Annotated in this window: 24 protein-coding genes; 16 read left to right on the forward strand and 8 right to left on the reverse strand. The window is 59.3% G+C overall.

The features are described 5' to 3' along the window. Positions 1-64 precede the first annotated feature (64 nt). The 9 genes from ACZRMH_RS09585 (at position 65) to ACZRMH_RS09625 (ending at position 13,235) form a co-directional block, all read left to right on the forward strand. Positions 65-1,879, forward strand: coding sequence for an ABC transporter ATP-binding protein (locus ACZRMH_RS09585; protein WP_464013223.1), 1,815 nt, complete (start codon positions 65-67; stop codon positions 1,877-1,879). Positions 1,880-2,544: 665 nt separating this feature from the next. After that, positions 2,545-3,357 (forward strand): energy transducer TonB, encoded by an 813-nt coding sequence (locus ACZRMH_RS09590; RefSeq protein ID WP_464013224.1) that lies wholly within the window; start codon positions 2,545-2,547, stop codon positions 3,355-3,357. A 53-nt stretch (positions 3,358-3,410) separates the two neighbouring features. Beyond that, on the forward strand, positions 3,411-4,115 hold the full coding sequence (locus ACZRMH_RS09595) for a MotA/TolQ/ExbB proton channel family protein (protein WP_029611376.1): 705 nt from the start codon (positions 3,411-3,413) through the stop codon (positions 4,113-4,115). Further along, complete coding sequence (locus ACZRMH_RS09600; protein ID WP_016780647.1) at positions 4,115-4,516, forward strand: ExbD/TolR family protein; 402 nt, start codon at positions 4,115-4,117, stop codon at positions 4,514-4,516. The genes ACZRMH_RS09595 and ACZRMH_RS09600 overlap by 1 nt, the downstream gene beginning before the upstream one ends. A gap of 272 nt (positions 4,517-4,788) precedes the next feature. After that, on the forward strand, positions 4,789-7,515 hold the full coding sequence (locus ACZRMH_RS09605) for a TonB-dependent receptor (protein ID WP_464013225.1): 2,727 nt from the start codon (positions 4,789-4,791) through the stop codon (positions 7,513-7,515). A 178-nt stretch (positions 7,516-7,693) separates the two neighbouring features. Further along, positions 7,694-9,529: an extracellular solute-binding protein gene (locus tag ACZRMH_RS09610; protein ID WP_464013306.1), complete on the forward strand. Its 1,836-nt coding sequence runs from the start codon at positions 7,694-7,696 to the stop codon at positions 9,527-9,529. A 1-nt stretch (position 9,530) separates the two neighbouring features. Then, positions 9,531-10,601 carry a microcin C ABC transporter permease YejB gene (locus ACZRMH_RS09615; RefSeq protein WP_464013226.1) on the forward strand — a complete coding sequence of 357 codons (1,071 nt, stop codon included), beginning with the start codon at positions 9,531-9,533 and terminating at the stop codon, positions 10,599-10,601. Next, positions 10,601-11,623 carry an ABC transporter permease gene (locus tag ACZRMH_RS09620; RefSeq protein WP_464013227.1) on the forward strand — a complete coding sequence of 341 codons (1,023 nt, stop codon included), beginning with the start codon at positions 10,601-10,603 and terminating at the stop codon, positions 11,621-11,623. The genes ACZRMH_RS09615 and ACZRMH_RS09620 overlap by 1 nt, the downstream gene beginning before the upstream one ends. Before the next feature lies 1 nt (position 11,624). Continuing rightward, entirely contained in the window at positions 11,625-13,235 is a 1,611-nt protein-coding gene (locus ACZRMH_RS09625) for an ABC transporter ATP-binding protein (protein ID WP_464013228.1), read from the forward strand. 31 nt (positions 13,236-13,266) lie between these two features. Here ACZRMH_RS09625 and ACZRMH_RS09630 read toward each other — a convergent pair whose 3' ends face one another. Further along, positions 13,267-14,010, reverse strand: coding sequence for a hypothetical protein (locus tag ACZRMH_RS09630; protein ID WP_464013229.1), 744 nt, complete (start codon positions 14,008-14,010; stop codon positions 13,267-13,269). 206 nt (positions 14,011-14,216) lie between these two features. Between ACZRMH_RS09630 and ACZRMH_RS09635 the strand changes: the two genes are divergently transcribed. From ACZRMH_RS09635 to ACZRMH_RS09645, 3 genes are all read left to right on the forward strand, one after another. Continuing rightward, positions 14,217-15,023: an ABC transporter substrate-binding protein gene (locus ACZRMH_RS09635; protein WP_464013230.1), complete on the forward strand. Its 807-nt coding sequence runs from the start codon at positions 14,217-14,219 to the stop codon at positions 15,021-15,023. 74 nt (positions 15,024-15,097) lie between these two features. Then, entirely contained in the window at positions 15,098-15,826 is a 729-nt protein-coding gene (locus ACZRMH_RS09640; protein ID WP_464013231.1) for an amino acid ABC transporter permease, read from the forward strand. 3 nt (positions 15,827-15,829) lie between these two features. Next, positions 15,830-16,513 carry an amino acid ABC transporter permease gene (locus ACZRMH_RS09645; protein WP_464013232.1) on the forward strand — a complete coding sequence of 228 codons (684 nt, stop codon included), beginning with the start codon at positions 15,830-15,832 and terminating at the stop codon, positions 16,511-16,513. A gap of 104 nt (positions 16,514-16,617) precedes the next feature. Here ACZRMH_RS09645 and ACZRMH_RS09650 read toward each other — a convergent pair whose 3' ends face one another. From ACZRMH_RS09650 to ACZRMH_RS09665, 4 genes are all read right to left on the reverse strand, one after another. After that, positions 16,618-16,953 (reverse strand): DUF3325 domain-containing protein, encoded by a 336-nt coding sequence (locus ACZRMH_RS09650; RefSeq protein ID WP_464013233.1) that lies wholly within the window; start codon positions 16,951-16,953, stop codon positions 16,618-16,620. Between the two features lies 1 nt (position 16,954). After that, the gene (locus ACZRMH_RS09655; RefSeq protein WP_464013234.1) at positions 16,955-18,493 is read right to left on the reverse strand and encodes a PepSY-associated TM helix domain-containing protein; all 1,539 of its coding nucleotides are present in this window, start codon (positions 18,491-18,493) and stop codon (positions 16,955-16,957) included. Next, on the reverse strand, positions 18,490-18,780 hold the full coding sequence (locus ACZRMH_RS09660) for a hypothetical protein (protein ID WP_019828408.1): 291 nt from the start codon (positions 18,778-18,780) through the stop codon (positions 18,490-18,492). Before ACZRMH_RS09660 ends, ACZRMH_RS09655 begins: the two co-directional genes overlap by 4 nt. 103 nt (positions 18,781-18,883) lie before the next feature. Continuing rightward, a complete protein-coding gene (locus tag ACZRMH_RS09665) occupies positions 18,884-21,142 on the reverse strand; it encodes a FepA family TonB-dependent siderophore receptor (RefSeq protein ID WP_464013235.1) in 2,259 nt (752 codons plus the stop codon). Between the two features lie 305 nt (positions 21,143-21,447). Here ACZRMH_RS09665 and ACZRMH_RS09670 point away from each other — a divergent pair, with 305 nt between their 5' ends. The 4 genes from ACZRMH_RS09670 (at position 21,448) to ACZRMH_RS09685 (ending at position 24,100) form a co-directional block, all read left to right on the forward strand. Then, positions 21,448-21,789 (forward strand): FKBP-type peptidyl-prolyl cis-trans isomerase, encoded by a 342-nt coding sequence (locus ACZRMH_RS09670; protein WP_464013236.1) that lies wholly within the window; start codon positions 21,448-21,450, stop codon positions 21,787-21,789. A 75-nt stretch (positions 21,790-21,864) separates the two neighbouring features. Continuing rightward, complete coding sequence (locus ACZRMH_RS09675; protein ID WP_464013307.1) at positions 21,865-22,941, forward strand: DUF1615 domain-containing protein; 1,077 nt, start codon at positions 21,865-21,867, stop codon at positions 22,939-22,941. Positions 22,942-23,021: 80 nt separating this feature from the next. Next, positions 23,022-23,423: an MbcA/ParS/Xre antitoxin family protein gene (locus tag ACZRMH_RS09680; protein WP_464013237.1), complete on the forward strand. Its 402-nt coding sequence runs from the start codon at positions 23,022-23,024 to the stop codon at positions 23,421-23,423. After that, the gene (locus tag ACZRMH_RS09685; protein WP_464013238.1) at positions 23,423-24,100 is read left to right on the forward strand and encodes an RES family NAD+ phosphorylase; all 678 of its coding nucleotides are present in this window, start codon (positions 23,423-23,425) and stop codon (positions 24,098-24,100) included. The genes ACZRMH_RS09680 and ACZRMH_RS09685 overlap by 1 nt, the downstream gene beginning before the upstream one ends. A 36-nt stretch (positions 24,101-24,136) precedes the next feature. Here the strand turns inward: ACZRMH_RS09685 and ACZRMH_RS09690 are convergent, their stop codons facing one another. The 3 genes from ACZRMH_RS09690 to ACZRMH_RS09700 form a co-directional block, all read right to left on the reverse strand. Continuing rightward, positions 24,137-24,739: a hypothetical protein gene (locus ACZRMH_RS09690; protein WP_464013239.1), complete on the reverse strand. Its 603-nt coding sequence runs from the start codon at positions 24,737-24,739 to the stop codon at positions 24,137-24,139. A gap of 110 nt (positions 24,740-24,849) precedes the next feature. Then, positions 24,850-25,074, reverse strand: a complete 225-nt coding sequence (locus ACZRMH_RS09695; protein WP_095000442.1) for a hypothetical protein — start codon at positions 25,072-25,074, stop codon at positions 24,850-24,852. Beyond that, positions 25,067-26,449, reverse strand: coding sequence for an aminotransferase-like domain-containing protein (locus tag ACZRMH_RS09700; RefSeq protein ID WP_464013240.1), 1,383 nt, complete (start codon positions 26,447-26,449; stop codon positions 25,067-25,069). Before ACZRMH_RS09700 ends, ACZRMH_RS09695 begins: the two co-directional genes overlap by 8 nt. Between the last annotated feature and the right edge of the window lie 31 nt (positions 26,450-26,480).

The raw sequence follows: 26,480 nt of genomic DNA on the forward strand, positions 1-26,480 counted from the left end.
GTTTGCCCGCTGTCCTGGCGCAGCTGAAACGGCTATTTGGCATTGTTTACAAGACAGGTATGTCATGTCCGAAATTGACGCTATAACTGTTCCCCCCAAACGGCCCTGGGCCCTGGTGTGGCATTACATCCGTCTGTACCCGCGCTGGTACTGGGGCATCCTGTTGCTGCAAGTCGGCTCGGCCACAGCCGCCACGCTGATGCCTTATGCCATCGGCCGCATCACCGGTGCTGTCAGTAATGGCGCCTGGCAGCACACTGACCTGCTGCAGGCCAGCCTGCCCGCACTGACCCTGCTGTTCGCCCTGACCGTGGTGCAAATGCTCTGCGCCCGCGGCGCCACACTGTGCATGATCATGGTCCGGCCGCTGCAGAAAATCCGCATCGTGCGTGACCTGTTTGCCTATCTACAGCGCCACTCGGCGCGCTATTTCGGCGAGCACTTTGCCGGAAGCCTGGCACACCGTATCAATGAGGGCGCCATTGGTCTGCTGGAAATCACCTGGCTGTTGATCGTGGAAATGCTGCCGATAGTCGCGGTACTGCTTACCAGCCTGATGCTGTTGAGCATGGCCTCCCCCTGGCTGGGCCTGTGCCTGCTGGTCTGGGTGACGGTCTACACCCTGCTGGCTTATCGGCTGTCGCTCAAGGCGCAAAAACTGGCCGGCAAACATGCCAATGCACGCAGCCTGACCACCGGCAAGATTGTCGATGCGGTGGGCAACCTCAACAGCATCCGCCTGTTCGCCCGCCAGGATTATGAACTCGACTATCTGACCCGTTACCAGATCGAGGAAAAACAGGCCGCACAGCGCTCTTTCTTCTACCAGGAAAAGGTCCGCTTGCTGCAGGACAGCCTGGCCATTGTCCTGCGGATGGGGCTGGTGGCCCTGGCCCTGTATCTATGGCATCTGGGCCAGATCGATGTGGGCCAGTTTGTGATGGCGGCCACCCTGGGTCTGATGATCGTGGCGCAGTGCAGCTTTCTGAGCATGCAGTTCATGCATTTCTTCGAGTGTATCGGCAATATCGAAAGCAGCATCGACACCCTGCTGCAACCCCACGAAATGCCCGATCGGCACAGTGCCTTGCCCGCCAGCATCGAAAAAGGCTCGATCCATTTTCGCGACGTCAATTTCGGCTACAGCCCCGAGAGACCCATTTTCAAGCACTTCAATCTGGATATCAGTGCCGGGCAGCGGGTCGGTATTGTCGGTTTGTCCGGCTCTGGAAAATCCACTCTGTTAAGCCTTTTGTTGCGCTCCTACGACCCGCAAAGCGGCAAGATCGAAGTGGACGGCATTGATATTCAGGACATAACCCAGCAATCGCTACACGCTCATATCGGCCTGATCCCACAAGAGCCGGGCCTGTTTCACCGCTCATTGCGGGAAAATATTGGTTACGGTGACGTTCAGGCCGGTGATGCGCAGATCATCCAGGCCGCCAAGCGTGCCCATGCCCATGACTTTATTGTGCAAATGGCCGAAGGCTATGACGCCCTGATTGGTGAACGCGGCGTCAAGTTATCCGGTGGTCAGCGCCAGCGTATTGCAATTGCCCGGGCCCTGTTAAAAGATGCACCGATATTAATCCTGGACGAGGCCACGGCCAGCCTTGATTCTGAAACTGAAAGTCTTATTCAAGACAGTCTTGACGACATAATGTCGGACAAAACTGTGCTGGTTGTGGCTCATCGTTTATCAACCATTGCTCATCTGGACCGGATTGTTGTGCTGGACAAAGGGCAGATTGTCGAAGACGGCAGCCACAGCCAGTTACTTGAACGTAAAGGGCTGTACTACCGTCTGTGGCAACATCAATCCGATGGTTTGCTAAGTGATGCCAACCCACTGAACGATGACTGCCTGGTCATATAAGACAACTGGTTACACTCACTATATCGTCTATCAACCTGCTCACTTAACTTATATCCCTTCTAAACACCTGCCCGCAGCTTAGGTTGCTGGCAGGTGTTTTCATTTCACTGCAACATCGTAGACGCACTGTATTTTCATCCGGGCCAGAGCCCTGCGCGCCCTGTTGGAACATTCAATACCAGGTCTATGTCTACACGGCCAGGCAACTGCACTAAAAGTTGGCAGCTACTGTTCAGTTTGGTGCGCTATTCTATTACAGCCATTATAAAGCGTTTGATTGTCCAACAATGATAACGCTATGCAAGTTTATTAGAGCCTTAAATATGACTGTCCGAAACACGCACTGGAACACACTCAGCTTATAAATATTGCGCACAAAGAGAACAACTAGCGCTCGACTAAATAATGTTTTACCTACCGTATTAATCCGGATTTCTGGCACAGCTGTTGCTTTACTCAACTTAACGGGACTTTACATAACACCCGACTTTCACCCGCCTGATTCAGCCATAAGGAATGCGCATGAAATACTTACTTTCCAGACCTTGATGCGCCGTAATAAGTGAACGCCTCACTTATTGCCCACCGTTAAACAGACAGTTGTCGTCCCTGCATGCAAGGGCGAACGGAGCCTTATTGCCCTTCATTTGGTCGAGGGACTTTTAATGAGTGACGAGGTAAAGAATAAAACCCGGGCTGCCCCGCGGCTCGACGCCGACCGGGTGCAGCAGTGGACGCATATTCCCCATGTACCCAACACCTCGACCCCAGGGGGCCTGGGCACGTCGCGAGTATTGTTGCTGGTGGGGCTGGTGGCCCTGCTGCACGGCGGTGCCTGGTGGGTGATGCAGCAGGCCAGGGCCGAGCCGGTGGTGACGCCGCCCGAGATTCCGGAAATGACCGTCGAGCTGACCAGCCCGGCGCCACCGGCACCTCCCGTGGAAGAACCGCCGCCACCGCCGCCACCGGAACCCGAAGCACCACCGGAAGATGAAGACGCGGTAAAGGAGCCACCTAAACCGGTAGAGAAACCCAAGCCAGTCGAAAAACCCAAACCGATCAAGCCCAAGCCGGTACAAAAACCGCAACCGGTCAAGCCCGCACCACCGACACCTGCGGCCCCGGCGACCAGCGCTGCACCGACTGCGCCAACAGCACCCGCGGCCCCTGCCGCAGCGCCAGGCCCGGTCAAGGAAACCGCAGCAGTATCCGGGCTGGCCAGCCTGGGCAACCCGCCACCCGAGTACCCGTCCCTGGCCTTGCGCCGCAGTTGGGAAGGCACCGTGGTGCTGCGTATCAAAGTGCTGCCCAGCGGCCGTGCCGGAACGGTGGAAGTCACCAAATCCAGCGGCAAGCAGGCACTCGACGACGCTGCCGTAGAAGCCGTACGCAACTGGAAATTTGTCCCGGCCAAGCGAGGGGATACCCCCATCGAAGGATTTGCCACCCAGACCATCTCTTTCAAATTGCCGGCATGACCCAGTCGGGCGCCGACGCTTACTTTTATTTAGCCGCAGTGTGAGGTGTAGCCATGAACGAGTCTCTTTCTTCCATGATTGTCCCCGGGGTGCTCTGGGCACTGGTGCTGTTTTCGGTGGTGAGCTGGGCCTTGCTGCTCATCAAGTCATCGCAGTACCTGCGCCAGAAAGCCCAGAACAGCCAGTTCAGCAAAGCCTTCTGGGCGGCCCCTGACCTGCTGACCGCCGCCGAGCACGCCAGCCAGTACCCCGGCGCCCTGGCACGCATCGCCAACAGCGGCTTTGAGGCCATGATTGTCGATGACACGCCGCGCACCACCCAGCAACTGGCTCACACCATCAACCGCTCCGATCGCCTGGAGCGCAACCTGCGCCAGCAGATTCAAAAAGAGCGCCGTGCCCTGGAAAGCGGCCAGGCGATCCTCGCCAGTATCGGCAGCACCGCGCCCTTTATCGGCCTGTTCGGCACCGTGTGGGGGATCATGGAAGCGTTGCAGACCATCGGCGCTACCGGTTCTGCCAGCCTGGAAACCGTGGCCGGGCCCATCGGGCATGCCCTGATCGCCACCGGCGTGGGCATCGCCGTCGCTGTGCCGGCGGTGCTGATCTACAACTTCTTCCTGCGTCGCCTGAAGCTGGCTTCGGCCAATATGGACGACTTTGCCCATGACTTCGACGCCCTCGCCCAGCGCAGCGCCTTTGCCATCGACCGCCAGGCCATCTCCAACAAACGCACGCCGGTGCGGGAGGCAAGCTGATGTCTTTCTCTACTCAAGACAGTGACGAAGTACTGAGCGAAATGAACGTCACCCCGTTGGTGGACGTGATGCTGGTACTGCTGGTGGTGTTTATCGTGACCACGCCGATGATGACCAACGCAATCAAGATCAACCTGCCCAAGACCGACGCCGTGGCCTCGGCGCAGAAAAAAGATCCGGTGGTGGTCAGCGTCGACCAGGACGGCAAGTTTTACCTGGCCAAGAACGAAGTGGCCCCTGAACTGCTGGAGAAAAGCCTGCAGGACGTAAAAGCCCAGGACCCGGAAGTACGCGTGCAGTTGCAGGCGGACGAAGGGGTCAACTACGGCCAGGTGGCCAAGGCCATGGCCTCCATTGAGCGCTCGGGGATTACCAAAATTTCGGTGATGACCGCGCGCTAACCCGGACCTTGTGGGAGCGGGCTTGCTCGCGATGGCATCAACGCGGTGCTTGAGACACACCGCAGCGTGTGCATCGCGAGCAAGCCTGCTGCCACAAGAGTTGCAACACCGTATGCACCCTGTTCCACCCACGCCGCGCAGGGGCCATTTGGCCCATGCAGGGGAGCGGCTTGCTTGAAAAACGTGTTTTGCCCGGGTCGACACAACCCAACTGGAGTCATGAGGGCTCACAAGGCCATTCCAATAAACGTCTGAAAAAGTCGGAATTAACCATGCAGATGAAGAGTTCAGGTTTTACCCTCAAGCCCCTCGTTGCAAGCTTGCAACGTCATCGCTTTGTGCCGCTGTATCTGGTTGCTCTGGGGATGAGCGCGGGCCAGTTGCAGGCAGCCGAGACAACAGCGACGGATAATTCGAGCACTGCCGCAAACGCCACAGCAGTAACTGCCGATGCAGCGCCAGCGTCCGCCACCACACAGCTGGATCGGGTAGAAGTGACCGGCTCGGCGATTCGCCGGGTGGATGCCGAAACCGCCGTACCCATTACCATCCTGCGCGCCGAGCAACTGCGCAACGAAGGCGTGACTACCACGGCTGAGATCATGCAGCGGGTCACCGGTAACCAGTCGCTGCGCAACTCGGCCAGCTCAGTGGGAGCGGCCACGGGTGGTTCGAGCTTTGCCGACATGCGCGGTATCGGCGCCAACAAGACCCTGGTCCTGCTTAACGGCCGCCGCCTGGGCAACAACGCCATCGACGGTTCCGCCGTCGACCTGAACACCATTCCATTCGCCGCCATTGACCGCGTCGAGGTATTGCGCGACGGCGCATCAGCCTTGTACGGCACTGACGCGATTGGCGGCGTAATCAACTTCATCACCAAAAAATCCATGACCGACGGCACCCTTTCCCTGGGCGGCGAAGGCGCGGATGCCAGCGGTGGCGGCAACAGCCATGACCTGAGCGCCAGTTGGGGCTACGGCGACCTGGACAAGGACCGTTTCAACATCATGGGCGTAGTCGGCTACAACAAACAGGACAGCCTGGCGGCCCGAGATCGTACCTTCGCCACCTCCTACGCCCCGGGGCGTGGCCTGGATCAGACTTCAGGCACCTCTTACCCGGGCAACTACAGCCAGGGCGGTGTCAGCACCAACCCGTTGTCGCCCGGCAATTGCAACGGCCCCGACCTGATCTCGCGCCAGGGTGTATGCCGTTTCGACACCCGCAACTACATCGACCTGGTGCCAGAAACCGAGAAAACTTCGTTCTTCGGCAAGGCCACCGGCAAGATTACCGACGACGACAACGTCAACCTCGAGTACTTCTTTGCCCGCAACAACAATGCTGCCCAGGTAGGCCCTGCACCGCTGACCGGCCTGAGCATGGACCCGTCATCGCCCTTCTTCCCCGGCAAGGGTATCACCCCAGCGTCCAGCAACCCCGGCTTCGACCCGACTCAACCGATCGACTTCAACTGGCGTGAAACCGCTGCCGGTGCGCGTTCCTCCAAGGACCAGAACACCAGCCAACGTCTGGTGCTGAGCTTTGACGGCGTAGCCAAGGGCTGGGACTACAACGTCGGCGCTTCCTATAACCAGAACAAGGTGATCTCAAGCCTCACCGGCGGTTATGTCAGCGACGCGGCGATGATCAATGGCATCGCCGACGGCATCATCAACCCGTTTGGCCCGCAGACTGCAGCCGGGCAAGCGCTGATTGACGCCAATCGCTACCACGGCCAGTACTCGTCCTCCGTAGGCCGGGTCACCGGTCTGGATGGGCGCATGAGCCGTGAAATCGGCGACTGGTTCGGTGCCGGCCCTTCAGGCCTGGCCATCGGCGGCGAGTTCCGCCAGGAAAAATTCCATCAGGACTACGAGCAGTACGCCGCCGATATCAGCAGCCTGGGGGTAGACCCTAACGGCTCCGTCGAGGGTGATCGCACGGTCAAGGCGGTGTATACCGAACTCAACGTGCCGGTACTCGACAGCCTCGAACTGTCCGCTGCCGTGCGCCACGACAAGTACAGCGACTTTGGCAGCACCACCAACCCGAAATACTCGTTCCGCTATCAGCCGGTCAAGGAGCTGGTGGTGCGCGGTGCCTACAGCGAAGGCTTCCGCGCACCGTCGCTGTATGAGCTGTACAACCCGCAATACACCACCTACACCCAGGGCTATTACAACGACCCGGTGCTGTGTACAGGCGGCGTGGTGCAACCCGGTGGCAACGCCGGTCGCGACTGCGGCCAGCAGTTCCAGAACCGCACCGGCGGCAACACCAAGCTGTCCCCGGAAAAGGCCCGTAACGTAACCGTGGGGTTTGTCTATCAACCGGTGCGCAATCTGTCGATGGGCCTGGATTTCTGGTGGATCCATATCGCCAATCAGATCGCCGAATTCCCGGAATCCACGGTGTTTGACGACCCGTCGCTGTACGCCGATCACTTCGTGCGCAACCCCGACGGCTCGCTCGACTACATTGTCACCGGCAACTCCAACCTGGGTGCGGTTAAAACCAGCGGTGTCGATGTGTCGATGGACTATAAGTTCCCGAACACCCCTTACGGCCAGTTCGGCCTGGGCCTGCAAGGCACTTACGTATCGCGCTATGACTACCAGACGACCATCGGCGGTGCCTACACCAGCCGCGTGGATGCCTTTGAAGGCACCGGCGTGGTCTCGCGCTGGAAGCATGTGCTGAGCGGCACCTGGAACCTCGGCGCGTACCGGGCCTCGCTGGTCAACCGCTTCACCAGCGGTTACGACGACTACGATACAGAGACGCACTCCCGTGTAGCGTCCTACACCCTGTGGGATGTCTCGGGCGGTTACACCTTCAACAAAACCGTGGACCTGGATGTGGGGATCAAAAACATGTTTGACCGCAACCCACCGTTCTCCAATCAGGCCTATAACTTTCAGAGCGGATACGATCCGCGTTATGCCGACCCAATGGGCCGTACTTTCTTCGCCCGTGCCACTTACCACTTCTGAGTGAACACCGCTGCCGGCAGACTCCAGCCGGCAGCGGATACATTGCGAAATCGCGACCCCGCCGTCTTTTAACACGCAAGATGGTGGGGGCTTTTCAAAGCACTCGATGGTTCAACACGCGGTACAAGGAAATCCCATCATGCCTTTACGATTCCTGCCCCTGCTCCGTTTGCTGCTGATGCCCGTGTTGTCTTGCCTGTGCCTTGGCGTAAGCGCCGCACCCGGCCAGGCCATGACGGTCTACGGCGAAGCGCCCAAATACCCGGCCAATTTCCAGCACTTCGACTATGTAAACCCCGAAGCCCCCAAAGGTGGCTCACTAAGCCGCGCCGCAATGGAAATCGGCCAGTTCAACTACATCACCCCCTACGTCGACCAGGGCACCGGTGTCGCCCAAGTGGATGACTGGCTCTACTCGCCACTGGCCTTTCGCTCACTGGACGAGCCCTACACCGTCTACGGCCTGATCGCGCAAAAGATGGAACGCGACCCGGACGGTCTGTGGGTGCGCTTTTACCTGAACCCCAAGGCCCGGTTTGCCGATGACACACCGATCACCGCCGAAGACGTGGCCTACACCTACAACCTGCTGATGAGCAAAGGCAGCCTGAGCTTTCGCATGCTCTATGGCGAGGTCAAGGGCATGGAAATCGAAGGCCCGCTGCAAGTGCGCTTCGACTTCAAGAACAATCAGAACCGCACCCTGGCGCTGGATTTGGCGAGCATGCGCATCCTCCCGGAGCACTGGTGGAAAACCCGCGACTTCAGCAATGGCGGCGGGTTCGAGCCACCACTGGGCAGCGGCCCGTATTCAGTCGCACAGGTCGATCCCGGACGCAGCATCAGTTTTGAACGCAACAAAAACTGGTGGGCCAGGGACTTGCCGGTCAGTAAGGGCATGTACAACTTCGACCGCATGACCGTGAATTTTTATGGAGACACCGACGTAGCCCGCGAGCTGCTCAAGGCCGGGGCCTTTGACTACAACCGCGAATTCTCGGCCACCGGCTTCAGCATCGGCTATGACAGCCCCAAGCTCAGCGATGGTCGCCTGCAAAAAGGCGTGTTCGCCAAGGACAAGCCGGGCTCGGCCCAGGGCTTTGCCTTCAACCTGCAAAACCCCTTTTTCCAGGACCGCCGGGTACGCCAGGCGCTGAGCCTGCTGTGGGATTTCGAGTGGACCAACAAGCAAATGATGCGCAGCTTTTATGTGCGCCAGCAGAGCTATTTCCCGAAAAGCGAAATGGCCGCCACCGAGCTGCCCGATGCCCGCGAGCTGGAGATCCTCGAACCCCTGCGCGGCAAGGTGCCTGACGAGGTATTCAGCCAGGTTTTCCAGGCACCGAAAACCGATGGCAGCGGCTATATCCGCGACAAGCAGCTGCAAGCCCTGGCGCTGCTCAAAGAGGCCGGCTGGACGGCCAGGGACAACAAGCTGGTCAATGCCCAAGGCGAGCAACTGCGCTTTACCTTTCTCGATGGCCAGGGCGGTTTTGATCGCATGATCCTGCCGTACAAGCGCACCCTGGCGCAGATCGGCATCATCATGGACATTCGCAAGATCGACTCGGCGCAATACGTCAACCGCCTCAATGCCCGTGACTACGACATGATTGTGGTGGGTTTCCCGCGCAGTGGCGAACCCATCGTCTCCCCTGGCCGGGAGATGTACGACATGTATGGCTCGCGCAGCGCCACCCAGCCGGGCGCCTCCAACTCCTTTGTGCTGCGTGACCCGGCAGTGGACGCCCTGCTCGACGGCCTGGTGCAGGCCAATACCCGTGACGAGATGGTGCATTACGCCCGTGCCCTCGACCGCGTATTGCAATGGGGCTACTACATGATCCCCAACTACTACTCGGTGGGCACCCCGACCGTGTACCAGAACCGTTTTGGGCGCCCGGCCAAAGAGCCGGTCTACAACGAGGGGCTGAATACCTGGTGGGAAGTCAGCAAGACCGCCCAAACCAGCGCGGCTATAAAAGCAACCGGCACTACGTCGGAGGGTCATTGAGATGCTGCATTACATCAGTCGACGTTTATTGCTGATCATCCCCACCTTGTTGTGCATTCTGGTGGTGAATTTCATGATTGTGCAGGCCGCCCCCGGTGGTCCGGTGGAACAGGCCATCGCCCGTCTGCAGGGCTTCAGCGGCCCCGGCGTGGGTGGCGGAGCCCGCGACATGGCGGCCAGCACCGGTGGTGCCAGCCGCAGCAGCCGCGGCCTGGACCCGGCGCTGATCGAAGAAATCACCAAACACTACGGCTTCGACAAACCCATGCACGAACGCTTGTGGCTGATGCTCAAGAACTACGCGCAACTGGACTTCGGCAGCAGTTTCTTTCGCGGCGCGAAGGTCACCGACCTGATTCTGCAGAAGCTGCCGGTAACCATCTCCCTGGGACTTTGGGCGACGCTGATCACCTACCTGATCTCGATTCCGCTGGGCATCCGCAAGGCCATCCATAACGGCAGTGCCTTCGATATCTGGACCAGCACCGCAATCATCATCGGCTACGCCATGCCCGCCTTTCTGTTTGCCATCTTGCTGGTGGTGGTGTTTGCCGGCGGCAGTTATGTCAGCTGGTTCCCTGTGCAGGGACTGGTTTCGGACAACTTCGACAGCCTGGGCTTTTTCGGCAAGATCGGCGACTACCTGTGGCATATGGTGCTGCCGGTGTCCGCGCTGGTGATCGGCGGCTTTGCCACCCTGACCATCCTCACCAAAAACAGCTTTCTCAACGAAATCAGTCGCCAGTACGTGGTCACGGCGCGGGCCAAGGGCCTGACCGAACGCAGGGTGCTCTACGGCCACGTGATGCGCAACGCCATGCTGCTGGTGGTGGCCGGAATTCCCCAGGCGCTGATCGAGGTGTTCTTTGCCGGGTCCCTGCTGATTGAAACCATCTTCAACCTCGACGGCATCGGCCGCATGAGCTACGAGGCCGCCGTGTCCCGGGACTACCCGGTGGTGTTCGGCACCCTGTTTCTGTTCACCCTGTTCGGCCTGTTGATCAAGCTGATCGGTGACCTCTGCTACACCCTGCTCGACCCCCGTATCGACTTTTCGGCGAGGACTGCCTGATGCTTACCCTCTCTCCCCTGGGCCGTCGCCGCCTTGCCCATTTCAAGGCCAATCGCCGTGGTTGGTGGTCACTGTGGATCTTTGTCGCACTGTTTGCCCTGTGCCTGGGCGGTGAATTGATCGCTAACGACAAGCCGCTGGCCATTCACTACAAGGACCATTGGTACTTTCCGATCGTCTCCAGTTACGTCGAAACCGACTTTGGCGGCGAGCTGCCTTTCGAACCGGACTACAGCAGCGACTACGTGCGCAAGCTGATAGCCGACCAGGGCGGCTCGATGCTGTTTGCGCCCATCCCGTTCAGCTATGACACGGTCAACTACGACCTCAAGGAACCCGCGCCCAGCCCGCCCAGCAGCCAGAACTGGCTGGGCACCGACGATCAGGCCCGGGACGTGCTGGCACGGGTGATTTTCGGTGCACGGATTTCCATCCTGTTTGCCTTGATCCTGACGGCCATCAGCGCCGTGGTGGGGATCAGCGCCGGGGCTTTCCAGGGTTTTTATGGCGGGCTGGTGGACCTGCTCGGCCAACGCCTGCAAGAGGTGTGGTCGGGGTTGCCGGTGCTGTACCTGTTGATCATCCTCTCGGGCTTTGTGGCACCGAGTTTCTGGTGGCTGCTGGGGATAATGGCCCTGTTCAGCTGGCTGGCCCTGGTGGACGTGGTACGCGCCGAGTTCCTCCGTGGGCGTAACCTGGAGTACGTCAAAGCGGCGCGGGCCCTGGGCCTGACCGACGGGGCGCTGATGCGCCGGCACATCCTGCCCAACGCCATGACCTCCACCCTCACCTACCTGCCGTTTATCCTGACCGGGGCGATTGCCACCCTCACCGCCCTGGACTTTCTCGGCTTTGGCATGCCGCCGGGCACCGCCTCGCTGGGTGAGCTGATCGGCCAGGCCAAGCGCAACCTGCAAGCGCCCTGGCTGGGCCTGACCGCGTTCTGTGCACTGGCGTTGATATTGTCGCTGCTGGTGTTTATCGGCGAAGCCTGCCGCGATGCCTTTGACCCTCGGAGTTGATATGACCAGCACCTTGATTGAAATACGCGACCTGCGCGTCAGCTTTGCCGGGAAAGAAGTGGTCCACGGGGTCAACCTCGATATTCGCCGTGGCGAGTGCCTGGCGCTGGTGGGCGAATCAGGTTCGGGCAAGTCGGTGACGGCGCACTCGATCCTGCGCCTGCTGCCCGGCAAGGATGTCCAGACCCAAGGCAGCATCCGCTATGACGGCGTCGATCTGGTCAATGCCAGCGAGGCGCAGTTGCGCAGCTTGCGCGGCAACCGCATTGCGATGATCTTCCAGGAACCGATGACCTCGCTCAATCCGCTGCACACCGTACAAAAGCAGATCAGCGAAATTCTCATCACCCACAAGGGCCTGAAAACCCGGGCAGCGCGGGAACGAACCCTGGAGCTGCTGGAGCTGGTGGGCATCCGCGAACCGGCAAAGCGCCTGAATGCCTACCCGCATCAGCTTTCCGGCGGCCAGCGCCAGCGCGTGATGATTGCCATGGCCCTGGCCAACGAGCCGGAACTGCTGATTGCCGATGAACCCACCACCGCACTGGACGTTACGGTGCAGCAAAAAATCCTCGAACTGCTGATCGACCTGCAGCAGCGCCTGGGCATGTCCTTGCTGCTGATCAGTCACGACCTCAATCTGGTACGCAAAATCGCCCAGCGCGTGTGCGTGATGCGCGGCGGTGAAGTGGTCGAGCAGGCTAGTTGCGAAGAACTGTTCCGTCAGCCCAAACACCCGTACAGCCGCATGCTGATCGAAGCCGAGCCCACGGGCAGGCCGGTCCCCGGCGATTACCGGCACAACCTGCTGGAGGTCAGCGACCTGAAGGTCTGGTTCCCCCTGCCCAAGCCCCTGCTCAGTCGCGAACGGCACTTTATCAAGGCAGTAGACGGGGTCAGCTTTGCGCTGAAAAAAGGCCGGACCCTGGGTATTGTCGGCGAGTCCGGCTCGGGCAAATCCACCCTGGGGCAGGCAATTTTGCGGCTGGTGGATTCAGAGGGTGAAATCCGCTTTGGCAACAAGCAACTGAACATCCTCAACCAGAACCTGCTGCGCCCGTTGCGCCGGCAGATGCAAGTGGTGTTTCAGGACCCCTTCGGCAGCCTGAGCCCGCGCATGTCGGTGCTACAGATCATCGCCGAAGGCTTGCTGGCCCACGATATCGGCACCGAGCAGGAGCGTGAGGCCGCGGTGATACGGGTCTTGCAGGAAGTGGGGCTGGATCCTGAAAGCCGCCATCGCTACCCCCATGAGTTTTCGGGAGGCCAGCGCCAGCGGATCTCCATCGCCCGGGCCTTGGTCATGGAGCCGGATCTGATACTGCTCGATGAACCGACCTCGGCACTGGACCGTACCGTGCAAAAACAGGTGGTCGACCTGCTGCGCGATTTGCAGGCCCGGCATGGCTTGACCTATCTGTTTATCAGCCATGACCTGGCGGTGGTGCATGCCCTGGCCCACGACATGATCGTGATCAAGGACGGCAAGGTGGTGGAGCAAGGGGATGCGCAAGGCATCTTCGCAGACCCTCAGCATCCCTATACTCGCGAGTTGCTGCAGGCCAGCAGTTTGAAGATGACTCAACTGGCGGTTGAACCGGTGATGGCCTGACAGCCGCCACCTTCAGGGGGAGTTGCCGTGGTCAGTTCCCCTGATGCCGGCCCAACACCCCCTTAATTTTTTGCCACAACGTTTGCGCGGCCCCGGCCTGAAGAGTGCCTTGTTGAAGATAGCCATACTTGATCAGATCATCGCGTACAGCGGTGGTCTTTTTTCGCTTGGTACGGATTGAGTCACGTATTGCAAGGACTAGCAGCACTCCAAAGGGAATGGCAATGAGAAACCAGTACTGAATAGTCAGATCCATGAAAAAGCCAATGCCATTATTCAAAAAATTGAATAAGCCAGTCTTTGTCAGATCGAGCTTCAGCATCACATACCAGGCAATAAAAGCGCTTGCAGCCGCCAGGCACGTGCTATCGACAACCAGAGTCACTGCAACTTTGAAGGATTGCCACAAGTGTCTGCCCGATGGCTTTATCGGCACGATCTCGACATCAAGAATCTCCAGCAAGCAGCCCTTGAGTCGCGTATCCCGCGCTTGCCAGGTGACGTCTCCCATGCCTTTAGTCCAGTACTGCCCTAACCATCGTTTGAAGACAAACGTCGACTTCCAGGTATGTCGCTCAAACTTGCTCAAGGCCGCCCCCGTGAAGATCAGCGCCGAAACAGGCGCCATGGATTTCGTGGTGAAACCCCTGACCCGGGCGTCGAGTTCGACGGTGTAAACGCGTCCTTGGGTACTGACTTTGAAGTGCCCAACAGGCTGATTGAAAAGTGAAATATCTGACTCTGAGTAATGAATCAGTTGCGTTGGTTTCGTCACGATGCAAACGGCCCTAGATAAATGTTCCATCTTCTCAGTAGTGGCTCATTGCCTCAAGTCGATCGCAGCCTTCGTTCCTCGGCAGCGACTACAAAAGCAAAGCATATATCTAAATAGAATATATAAATCATTTTATATTCTTTTTTAAAAGATAATTTTCCTGCAAGACTCTCGTCATAACTCTTCCAACTCATGATGAGAACGAAATGAAAAAATTCACTGCCCTCACCGCTCTGACCCTGGCCGTTTTGTCTGGCCTGGCCCACGCCGATCGTCTGGATGACATCAAAAAATCCGGTGTGCTGCGCGTGGCTTCCTTCGACAGTAACCCGCCATTCGGCTTTGTCGATGCCAAAAGCAAGCAGATCGAAGGCCTCGACGTCGACTACGCCAAGGCCATTGCCGACAAGCTGGGCGTGAAGCTGCAACTGCAACCGACCAACCCGGCCAACCGCGTGCCGCTGCTGGTAGCGAACAAAGTGGACCTGGTGCTGGCCAACTTCACCATCACCCCGGAGCGCGCCGAGCAGGTGAATTTCAGCATCCCGTACTTCGCCTCGGGCCAGCAGTTTATCGTCAAGAAAGGCACCCTCAAATCCCCGGACGAATTGAACAAATGGCGTGTGGGTGTGGACAAGGGCACGGTTAACGAAGGTGTGCTGCGCGAGAAATTCCCCGGTGCCAAAGTCGTTGCCTACGATGACACCCCGTTCGCCTTCACTGCCCTGCGCAACGGCAACGTGCAAGCCATTACCCAGGACGGCCCGAAGCTGATCGGCCTGCTGGCCAATGTGCCGGACAAGGACAAATACGAAGTACCGCCCTTCACCATCTCCAATGATCTGATTGGCGTCGGCATTCCAAAAGGTGAAACGCGCCTGACTGAAGTGGTTAACCAAACGCTTACCGACCTCGAAGCCCAGGGCAAGGCACAGGGCATCTATGACGCCTGGTTCGGCCCAACCACCAAGACCCCGCTGACCCGCCTGTACAAGATCGGCGACAAGAGCTAAGCCCCCTTCGCGGCACCTTTAAGCCCGTCACGGTCAACCGGACGGGTTTGTTCGTTTCTGGATGGACGCTGTTTATGTTTGGTGAACTGCTTGCCCCGCAATACCTGCACTGGCTGCTCGATGGTTTTGTCCTTACCCTGATCCTTTCTCTGCTGACTTGCCTCGCGGCCACCGGGCTGGGCTTTCTGCTGTGCCTGGCGCGGATCTCGCCTTCGCGCCTGTGGTCGTGGCCAGCGCGAGCCTATCTGGCTCTGTTTCGCAATACGCCGCTGCTGGTGCAGCTGTTTTTCTGGTACTTCGGGGTCACGGCGATGCTCCCCGAAGGGCTGGTGATGTGGCTCAACCAGCCGCGCAGCCTGTCACTGGGGTTGCTGGAAATCGAATGGCCGTCCTTTGAGTTTCTCGCCGGGTTCTGGGGGCTGATGCTCTATACCGCTGCTTTTATCTGCGAAGAATTTCGCGCGGGGGTCAGCTCGGTGCGGCTTGAGCAGCGGGCAGCGGGCCTGGCCCTGGGCTTCAAACCGGCGCAAGTGTGGCGCTATATCGTGTTCCCGCAGGCGCTGCGCACGGCCCTGGGACCGTTACTGGGGCAGTATATGAATGCGCTGAAAAACTCGTCGCTGACCATGGCCATCGGCCTGGCCGAACTGTCCTACGCCTCGCGTCAGGTCGAGACCGAAACCTTCAAGACTTTCCAGGCCTTCGGTTTTGCCACCTTGCTGTATGTGCTCAGCATTGCCCTGATCGAGGTAATCGGCCAGTTGATTGCGCGCAGCAAGTGGTATCGCCAGGGAGTGGTGTAAGACATGGATTTTTCGGTGATAAGCGACAACCTGTCGTACTTTATGCTCGGTGCCTGGCCCAACGGCCCGCTGGGTGGCGCAGCCCTGACGCTGCTGTTGAGCCTGTTGTCCGGGCTGATCTCGGCAGTACTCGGGCTGGTGCTGGGCATTGCCCTGGTGATGATTCGCGGCAAGGTACGCTGGCTGTTGCTCGGCGTGCTGGGCTTTTTGCGGGCGATCCCGGTGGTGATGCTGATTTTCTGGAGTTACTTCCTGTTGCCCATTGTGTTCAAGGTCGATGTTCCGGCACTGGCTACGGTGGTGTGCGCGCTGTCGCTGATCGGCGGCGCGTATCTGGCGCACTCGGTGTATGCCGGGATCAGCAGCCTGCCTGCCGGGCAATGGGCGGCGGGCAAGGCATTGGGCCTGGGCAGCTGGCAAGTGCTGCGCCTGATTATCCTGCCCCAGGCCCTGCCCATGATGCTGCCGTCGTTTCTCAACCAATGGATCTCACTGATCAAGGACACCTCGCTGGCTTATGTAATCGGGGTGGGCGAGCTGTCGTTTGTCGCCACCCAGGTCAGCAATCGGGTGATGGTGCACCCGACCGAGATATTCCTGTTTGTGGCGCTGGTGTACTTCGTGTTTTGCAGCAGCCTGGATTTGCTTGCCAATCGTTGGGTTCGAAAACATACGCAGACCCGGTAGTCGCTGCCGAAGGCTGCGAAGGGGGGCGCAGCCGCCTTTTTTCAGAAGTCCACCCAAACTCCCTCGCAGCCTTCGTTCCTCGGCAGCGACTACGGGGGTCATTCTCAGGCAAGGGTTTCAATCACCGCCCATACCGGCACAAACCCCATTGGCAGCCACACTGCCAAGCGGGGTCGGTACGGCAATAACATCAGCAAACCAAAGCCACTCAGCGAGAGCATGCCAAGCCAGCCCACCGGCCCCATCGCCCAGCCCCAGGCCAACCCGCAAAACCACAAGCTCAGCCCCAGGCTGACCCAGCCGGCAACCCGCAGCACACGGCGCAAGCGGGCCGCAGGCGGCCTGCCCCACACCTGTTTGTAATGGCGCTCCAGCCCCTGACACAACGCCAGCATGCCGATATAAGCAAACCCCAGTGCAGCAAAAAAATGCGCCAGCATGTCAATTCACCTCCGCGACAACGGCGGTCTTTTTACGCGGCACCCGCTCAACCACCGGCTGCGACACTTTCCAGCATGCCCATAACAACATGGCGCCCAGCGCCATCGCAGTCAGCTCCACGCCCATGCTGGTGTGCAGCGCCCAGGGCTGACTGACGGTAAACATGCTGAGCAGCGGCAGGCCCATGCACATCAACCCCGCCAACCCCAGCTGCTCACGCCAGGCCTGCATACGCGGGCGCAGCAAGGCATGGGCAAAGCTCAACGCCCATACACCAAAGAACACGTTCAACTCGGCATCGGCCCTTTCGGCCATCCCCACCGGCAACAGGCGATTGCCCCACAACAGGCCGATACAGGCCAGGCTCAGGCCCGCCATAACAGTCACGTTGATCGCTTCAACCAACCGATACAGCACCTGCGCCACCCGGCTTTCACTGGCGTATTTACGCCGCCGCTTGACGGTGAACAGCACCAGCCCGCTGGCGATCATGGCGCTGCTGATCAGCCCGCAGACAAAGTACAGCCAGCGCATCGGATAACCGCCGAACTGGGCAAAGTGCAGCCCCGAAATCACCCGATGGGTCAGCACTGTCGGGCGCATTTCGGTCGGCCCGGAGAGTTGCTCACCGGTCACCCCGTCAAAGCGCATGCCCTGGCCCTTGGTCAGGGCGATACGGTTACCCAGAATCGGCCGGATCTGAATCTCGGCATTGCTCTGCCCGGGGTTGCTGATGCTCACCCCGCCCAACGGCCCCATTACTTCGCGGGCCTTGCTCAACAACGGCCCAAGGGCCACCAGCGGTGCCGGTTCTACGATTGTCGGGCGCTTGACTTCAAGGGTTGCCGGCGCTGGGTCCTGAGCTTTGAAAAAGGCTTCGCGGTTGCCATCGAACAGGGCATCCATGGCGGCCGGCATATAGATCACCAGAAAAATCGCCAGCCCGGTGTAAGTGATCATCAGGTGAAACGGCAACAACAGCACGGCACTGGCGTTGTGCGCGTCAAGCCAGGAGCGCTGGCCTTTGGCAGGCCGGAAGGTGAAGAACTCCTTGAAGAACTTCTTGTGGATCACGATGCCGCTGACCAATGCCGCCAGCATGCCCATCGCCAATGCACCAACCAGATAGATGCCGATCATGCGTGGCATATGCAGGGTGAAGTGAAACAGGAAGAAAAACCGCCCGCCCACCGATTCGCGCACCGGGATGACTTCGCCAGTATCGGGGTCCAGCGTTACCGACACGCCATCACGACGCCCGCCGGTAGATGCCTGCAACTGCGGCGAACGCTCGTAGGGCAAGCTGATCCCCCATTGCTTTGCATCAGCCTTGTGCTCCTGCAAATAGGCCAGCGCCCGCTGCGCAGCCTGCTCATCGGTGAGGTGATGAGCGGGCAGTTCCGGGCTCATCCAGTTGTCGATTTCCTGATCGAACACCGCCAGGCTGCCGGTCAAAAATATAACAAACAACAACCAGCCGACAATCAGGCCACCCCAGGTGTGCAGCCAGGCCATGGATTGGGTCAGGGTCTGTTTCATCCCAGTTGCTCCAGCAGTTGTGGCCAAAAACCAATGGCAGCCAGGGGCACCGCGAGTACCGCGCCCATCCAGGCCGACCACTGATGCCGGGCAGCAAATGCCCACAGAATGGCGAAGGTGTAGATCACAAACGACAGCAGGCTGGCGACGATCATCGAGTCCACATTGTCCAGCGGCAACAGCCGCGCCAATGCGGCGGTAAAGGCATAGGTAAAGACATAACCGCCGACCAGTGCGGCCAGTGTGCGAGACACGATCGGCGCCCAGGCCGACGTTGCAAGTTTCATTTTTTCAATCCCTTATCAAGCCCCGGTTTTTGCCTGCGCCAGATGCGACAACGGCGCGGCACCCGTTTTCACGGGTGTCGCGCCTGCATGGGCCGCCCTGTTGTCAGAACGAAGTGGTCACCGACGCAAAGTACGCCCGGCCCGCTTCGTTGTAGGTTTGTGCGCCCGCTTCGTCCGCGTTGCCCTTGCGGTACAACTGCTTGTCGAACAGGTTGTTGATGCCCACTCGCACGCTCAAGTTCTTGTTGAACTCATACCCGCTGCTCAGCCCCACCAGGCCATACGGATCAACCGGTTGCTGTACCGATTTGTCCAGTGCTTCGTTGGCGCGGTTGTTGCGTTTTGGCGCTTCCTGCTTGCCGTAGTAAGTCCCGCTGACCTGGACCGACAGCTTCTCAGTGGCGTACCAGTCGAGCATGGTGTTAAGGGTGTACTCGGGGATGATGCTCAGCGGATCACCGGTTTCCTTGTCCTTGCTTTCGATCATGTAGGTCAGGTTGGTGTTCCAGTCCAGGTCATCGCGCAGGCTGACAAACAGGTTGCCTTCAACCCCTTGGACGATGGCCTTGCCGCTGTTTTCCCATTGCAGTACACGGCGGCCGTTGGGCAGGCGGAAAGCCGACTCGTTGCTGGCATTGATCTTGTTCTGGTAATCGTTGCGGAAGTACGTGGCGCTGGTGCGCCATGTGCCTTTGTCGAAGGCCAGGCCGATCTCTTTGTTGACGCTGATTTCCGGTTTCAGGTCCGGGTTACCCACCAGATAGCAGCCGCCGATATTCACTTCTACCGAGCTGCAACCACCCCCACGGCTGTACAGCAGGTAGTTGGGGTTGGACTGGTACAGGTTCGGGGTTTTGTAGGCCCGGGCAATACCGCCCTTGATGCTCAGCTCATCGGTGATCTGGTGCGAGGCGTTGAGGCTTGGGCTCCAGTTGCCGCCAAACTCGTCGTGGTGATCGAAACGCACACCGGGGGTGATGATGGTCTTGGCACCGGCTTCGATATTGTCCTCGACGTAGAATGCATAACTGTTGGCTGTGGATTTGGTTTGCGTACGGTCGGTGCCCGGCAGCCCCGGTGTACCTCCGGCGCCCGGATCCCAGCTTTGCGGGCGCAACGAGCCCGGGTCATTGAGCGACTCGTAAAGGTATTCGCCCCCCACTGTCAGTACCTGGGCGGTGCCCATAGTCAATGGCAGGTTCACTTCGCCGGTGGCGCGGGTGTTGCGCAGACGCGATTCAAACCGCCCTGCACTTTCAGACGGCGCACCTTCGCCATAACCGGCCAGACCTTCGTTAAGGCGGGCGTTACGGGTCAGGTCGTGGGTCAGGGATGCCTTGGTTGAACCCCAGTCGAACGAGCCATTGTGAGTCGCCGAGAAGCTGCTGCGTTGCAGTACGCTGGTTTCCTTGCCGGTGAGGCTGTTAACGAAGTCACCACCGCTGTTGAGCATGGTGTCACCCGCAAAGATATTGCCCTGACGGCTGTAGCTGGCTTCCAGGTCCAGGCTTTGTTCCGGGGTGAACTGCCAACTGAGCAAGCCGTTGACGTCCTTGTTGCGCACACCTTCGCGGCCAGCCACAACACTGTCTGGCGAGGCTTGGGCGGCGGTATTGATGCCTGGGTCATCGGCGTCGGTCTTGTTCAGACCGCCATACACACGAAAAACCAGATCATCCGTAATCGGTCCGCTGAGGTTGAAGTTGGTGCGTTTGCTGACACCTTCGGCGTCATCTTCCGGCGCCAGGTAATACGCGGTCAGCGAGCCGCTGAGCTTGTCCGAAGGGCGTTTGGTGATGATATTGACCACCCCGCCCATCGCTCCGGAACCGTAGCGCGCCGCTGCCGGGCCACGCAGGATCTCGATGCGCTCGACTTCTTCGGCCGGCACCCAGTTGGTTTCGCCACGGGTGTCGCGGTCGCCACTCCAGCCATAACGCTGGGCGTTGCGCGAAGAAGACGGTTTGCCGTCAATCAGGATCAGGGTGTTTTCCGGGCCCATGCCGCGCAGATCGATCTGACGGTTATTGCCGCGGGCGCCGCTGGAGCTGTTGCCGGTGAGGTTGACTCCGGGTTCGCGACGGATAATGTCGGAAAGGTCATTGGCCGGCGGGCGCTTCTTGATATCTTCGGCAGTAATGATCGATACGCCGGGAGCCTGCTTCAGCTCCTGGGCAGCAGTGCCCAGTACACGGGTTTCTTCGAGTTGCAGCGCCTGTCGGGTGCCATCCACAGGCAGGTCGCTGGCCTCTACCGGCACCTCGTCACGCTCACGCTCCAGGGCGTCGGCAAGCAAAGTGGGTGAAGCCAGGGCGGCCATAAGCGCCAGTGAAAGATGACTGCGGTTGAATCGAGACGACATGTCCAGTTGATCCCTTAACAATGGAGTGTGCTCAGCAGGCCAAAGGCTGGAAATCGCTGGCGCACGGCCCCAAAAGGACACGACGTTGTTTAGCTCTCCCCGGCACTGCCAGGACACCAATGATAACCACTATCATTTGAGAGTAAAGCGCAATTGACAACAATCCTCATTCGTAAGTTCCGTAATCCCTTTGTTTTAGAGCCTTTGCCTACAGAAAAAAGTCAAAATCAATTGCAAAAGACGCTTCAAATTGAGAAAAACCCTTCCTTGATACTCCTTCATCCTACTTTTTGAGTCCCTCCTGCATGACTGACGAACTCCAGATTACCGACCTTGTAGTGGGCGACGGCAAAGCCGTGGTCAAAGGCGCATTAATCACTACGCAATACACCGGCTGGCTCGAAAATGGCACGGTGTTCGACTCGTCGTTTGCACGGGGCAAGCCGTTCCAGTGCGTGATTGGCAGCGGCCGCGTGATCAAGGGCTGGGATATCGGCATGATGGGCATGCAGGTCGGCGGCAAGCGAGCACTGCAAGTGCCAGCACACCTGGCCTATGGTGAACGCAGCATGGGCGCGCATATCACACCGAACTCCAACCTGCGTTTTGAGATCGAACTGCTGGAAGTGCTGACCCGGGATGATTGATCAGCGCTGCACTTAATATGGTTTTTTCAGGAGTTGGCATTAGTGAATCGATTCTTCAACGGCTTTTTTTCGATAATGCCACTGGCGGTGCTGGCAGGTTGCAGCAGCCAGGCCTCGCGCACACTGCCGGATATAACCCCCGACCAGGCCCGTGCCCGCATTGTGCAATTGCTGCCGGCCAAGACTGCCGATCGCCAGGGCTGGGCCACTGACATCTACGCCGCTTTTTCTGCGCAAGGGCTGTATCCCAGCGATGAAAACCTCTGCTCAGTGCTGGCCGTTACCGAGCAGGAGTCGACCTTTCAGGCCGACCCGCCAGTGCCAGGGCTGGCAACGATTGCCCGCACTGAAATCAACCGCCGCGCCGGCAAGCTGCATATCCCCGAGTTTGTGGTGCGCAGTGCGCTGAGCATCACCTCACCCACCGGTAAAACCTACAATCAGCGCCTGGATAGCGCCCGCACCGAAGGCCAGCTGAGCGCCATTTTCGATGACTTTATCGGCATGGTGCCGCTGGGCAAAAGCCTGTTTGGCGGTTTGAACCCGGTACACACCGGCGGCCCGATGCAGGTCAGCATTGCTTTCGCCGAGCAACGGGCCCGGGACTACCCCTACCCGGTAGCCCACTCTATCCGCCAGGAAGTCTTCACCCGCCGCGGCGGCATGTATTTCGGCATTGCTCACCTGCTGGGCTACCCGGTGGACTACAGCCAGTCGCTGTACCGCTTTGCCGACTTCAATGCAGGCTGGTACGCCAGCCGCAATGCTGCCTTTCAGAACGCCGTCAGCCGTGCATCGGGTATCCCCCTGGCACTGGATGGCGACCTGACCATCCCCGGCTCTTACCAGCTCGGCTCCACCGAATTGGCAGTGCGCGCCTTGGGCAAGCAGTTGGACCTGAGCAACAGCGCCATCCGCCGCCAACTCGAAAAAGGCGACAGCCTGGACTTTAACCAAACCGATCTGTACCAGGGCGTCTTCGACCTCGCCGACCGCCAGCAAGGTAAACCCCTGCCCCGCGCCGTGCTGCCAGGGATCACCCTGCAAAGCCCGAAAATCACCCGCAACCTGACCACCGCCTGGTTTGCCAAGCGGGTTGACGAGCGCCGTCAGCGTTGTATGAGCCGTGCGAAGACGTTGCCAAAAATCTGAAAACATTCAGTTACGAACTGTTTCCTTGAAATAATCCATATCCGGAGTAGGCTTGACGTATAGACACCTTGGAGGCAGTCATGCATCTAGTCGCCCACAATCCCGAACCTGACATCACCAGCGGTGATGCTGGCCGCGTTGCCCTGACCTTTTTCTTCAATCTGATGGAGCATTGGGGCTGCACCAAGGACCAGCAGTGCACCTTGCTTGGTTCTATCGGCAATACCACTTACTTCAAGTACAAAAAACTGCCGAACGTGCGCTTGCCCCATGACACTCTGGAGCGCATTTCGTACCTGATGGGCGTGCACAAGGCACTGCGTATCCTGTTTAGCAACAAGCCTGAACGGGCCTACGAATGGGTGCACAAAGCCAATACCGCTGCGCCTTTCAATGGCCAGAGCGCCCTGGGCTACATGCTCGCGGGCCAGGTGGTCGATCTGGCGGATGTGCGCCGTTATCTGGATGGAGTGCGCGGCTGATGCCTGATGCAGTGCTGCCTGAATGGAACAAGGCTTACCGCATCATCAACAGCGCCTTCCCGCCCATTTCAGTATTTGAAGACACCCTGGACCCAGCGGATCTCGAGATAGCCTTTGTTCTCGAAAGCCTGACCAACGACCGACTGCGTGACCAGGCCGGGGTATTGCACCGGGTGAGGCCAGAAGACCGTCTGTGCGGCGAAGGCTCGACGCCCGTCATGGCCGCCTTTACCCATATTGGCCGGGCCAGTCGTTTTACCGATGGCAGTTATGGTGTGTACTACTGCGCCAGCAGCGTCGAAGCCGCGATTGCCGAAACCTGCTTTCATCAGGAACAATTCTGGCGGGCCACCCAGGAGCCCAGTATTGAAATCACCATGCGTACCTACATCAACCGCGTGGTGCAGCCGATGATTGATGTGCGGGGCGACCCCGGACTGCACCACCCTTCACCTGCCAGTTATGGCTTGTCCCAGGCATTCGCCCGGCCGTTGCGTGAAGACGGTGTCTGGGGGCTGCTGTACAACAGCGTGCGCCTGAACGGCTACGAATGCGTCGCAGCGTTCCGCCCTCCAGCGCTTTCGCTACCGGTGCAGGGCCAGCACTTTAGATATGTGTGGGACGACAAGACGCAGGCGATTGCCTGGGTGCTGCAACTCAGCGAAGTGCCGAGATAAGGCCTGGGCGACATGACTGTCGCCCCGACTCAGGTGTTACAAGCCGTCAGTAGGCTTGAGCGTACGCTCGGCAATGGCGGCGGCGCTTTTTTCCTGCCAGACCGGCCAGTATTCAGCGCGCTTTTTCTCTACGCTGGCTTTGACACGCTCGTACCAGGCCAGGGATTTCGGCGAATTGGTCACCAGGTCGGTGTCTTCGACCCAGCCCTTGAAGTTCTTGGACTTCAGGCTGTGGCCTGCATCCGGCTCGTTGCTGATTGGCCACAGGGAAAAACGTGCTTTCCACAAACCCATGCGCGGCGTTACCAGCGCGTAGTAGGTTTTGCCTGCAACCAAATCGGCTTCCATAAAATCAGCCGCCTCGGACACCACCATAAAGGTGTGTTTGCCGGGGGTGGTCGGGTAGGCGATTTTCGTACCGTTGGCCATTACGCCAATAAATTGGGTCTTGCCATCGGTCACTTCATACAACGAAGATAAAATGGCCTTGCCGGTATAGGCATCGCGCATAAACACCACTTGTGCAGTGTCTGACGCAGCCGCACGTACCGTCTGGTCGGCGACCGGGGTCATCGGGTTGCTTGCGCAACCGGCCAGCAGCAATGTGCCCAACAGGGTAAAGATATAAAACACGCGCATCTACAGCTCCTTTGAATAGCAACGTCCTGACCCGGCACCTGCCGGACCCGCGGCATTATCGGCATATCTTGCCCCGGTCTCAAACCGGCACATTGATCGCGATCCCCCTCTCAGAGGGTGTATTGCTTGAACAGTTCCTCCTTGATGATCAGCAAGGCATCTTCGTAGTAGCGCTCGCCACGGGCCTCGCTGAGCAATACCGAGCGCACACTGCCCTCTCCTTCGGCAGGCGTGTGCTCGCAGGTCAGGTAGAACTCGGCGGTTTCGGGTTTGAATTCCAGGTAGTAGAACAACTCGCGACCTTCGCGGTGCCAGTAACCAATTTCTCTACGCATGGGGTTCCCTGGATAAGGTGGGCGTCCAAGGATACACAAGACCTGTGGGAGCGGGCTTGCTCACAATCCGCTCCAGCGCCACTTTCAGAGCCTGGGCACTGGCAGCAGCCGTCAGGCTGATGCGCACCGCATTGCTTGCCGTGGACTTCACCGCAAATACATCCGCGGGCACCACCTCAACCCCGGCTGCGCGACAGGCCTCGGCACCTCCCGCCACTATCACCCAGATATGCGGCGATGGCGTGTTGGTCTGGTACATCACCGGCCCCAGGATTTTTTTTGCCAGACGCCAGCGTCGGCTCACTTCCCCGGTTTGCCACTGCGCGCGCACTTGCGCGGTGCCGTCACTGATCCATTGGCAGGCGATGGCCAGGCACAGCGGCGATACCCCCCAATGCGCCGATTGCGCATAGGGATCAATCCGCGCCAGCAATGACGGGCTTGCCACAATCCAGCCCAGGCGCACACCCGCCGCCACGGTCTTGGACAGGCTGGTGATCAGTACGCCCAACTCGGGCAAATACCGGTACAACGGCGGGCTGTCGGTCAGCGCGCCGTACACATCGTCTTCAATCACCTGCACACCGTGGCGCCGGGCAATCTGCGCAATCGCCTGCTTGCGCTCCATGCCCATAACCGCCGAAGTCGGGTTTTGCAAGGTCGGGGTCAATACGGCAATCCGCGCCCCCGTGGCACGGATCATCCGGTCAAAGTCCTCCGGCATGATCCCCTCCCGATCCATTGCAACCCCGTGCATGGGCAAACGCAACTGAGCGCAGGCAGCCTTGATTCCCGGCGCGGTAAAGGCTTCAACCAGTACCGCTTCGCCAGCCTGGCACAACGACAGGAGCACGGTGAACAGCCCTTGCTGGGCACCGGTACACAACATGATGTTATCTACGCTCAAGTCCAGCCCGCGCCCCTTGAGCCAGACCACGCCCTGCGCCCGGGCCTGCAACAGATCCGCCGCACTCAAATAGCCCTGCAAGCGGATGGCCTGACGACTGTCGAGCAGCCAGGACAGCGCCTGCGCATCCTGTTCGCCGAGGTGATCAATGGCGGGCACATTGGTCCGCAGGTCGATACGAGTTGTGTGCTCGTCTGCGTGTTGCAGCCTGAACAGGGTCGCTTCCTGGCTGCTCGCCAATACATAGGTGCCACGCCCCACCTCACCCGAGACCAGATGCCGCCGCGCTGCCTCACGATAAGCCTGCATGGTGGTGCTGGGGTTCCAGCCCAGCGCCCAGGCCAGACGCCGTTGCGGTGGCAAACGGGCCCCCGGTTGCAGTTCGCCACAGGCGATGGCCTGAGTGATGGCATCGACCAGCGCCAGATAGCGCGGCTGCTGCGTGTCGTTAAGCGTCGGTATCCACATTTATTGTTGGCCATGCAATATAAGGGTCGGC

It is taken from the genome of Pseudomonas sp. B414, assembly GCF_055408445.1.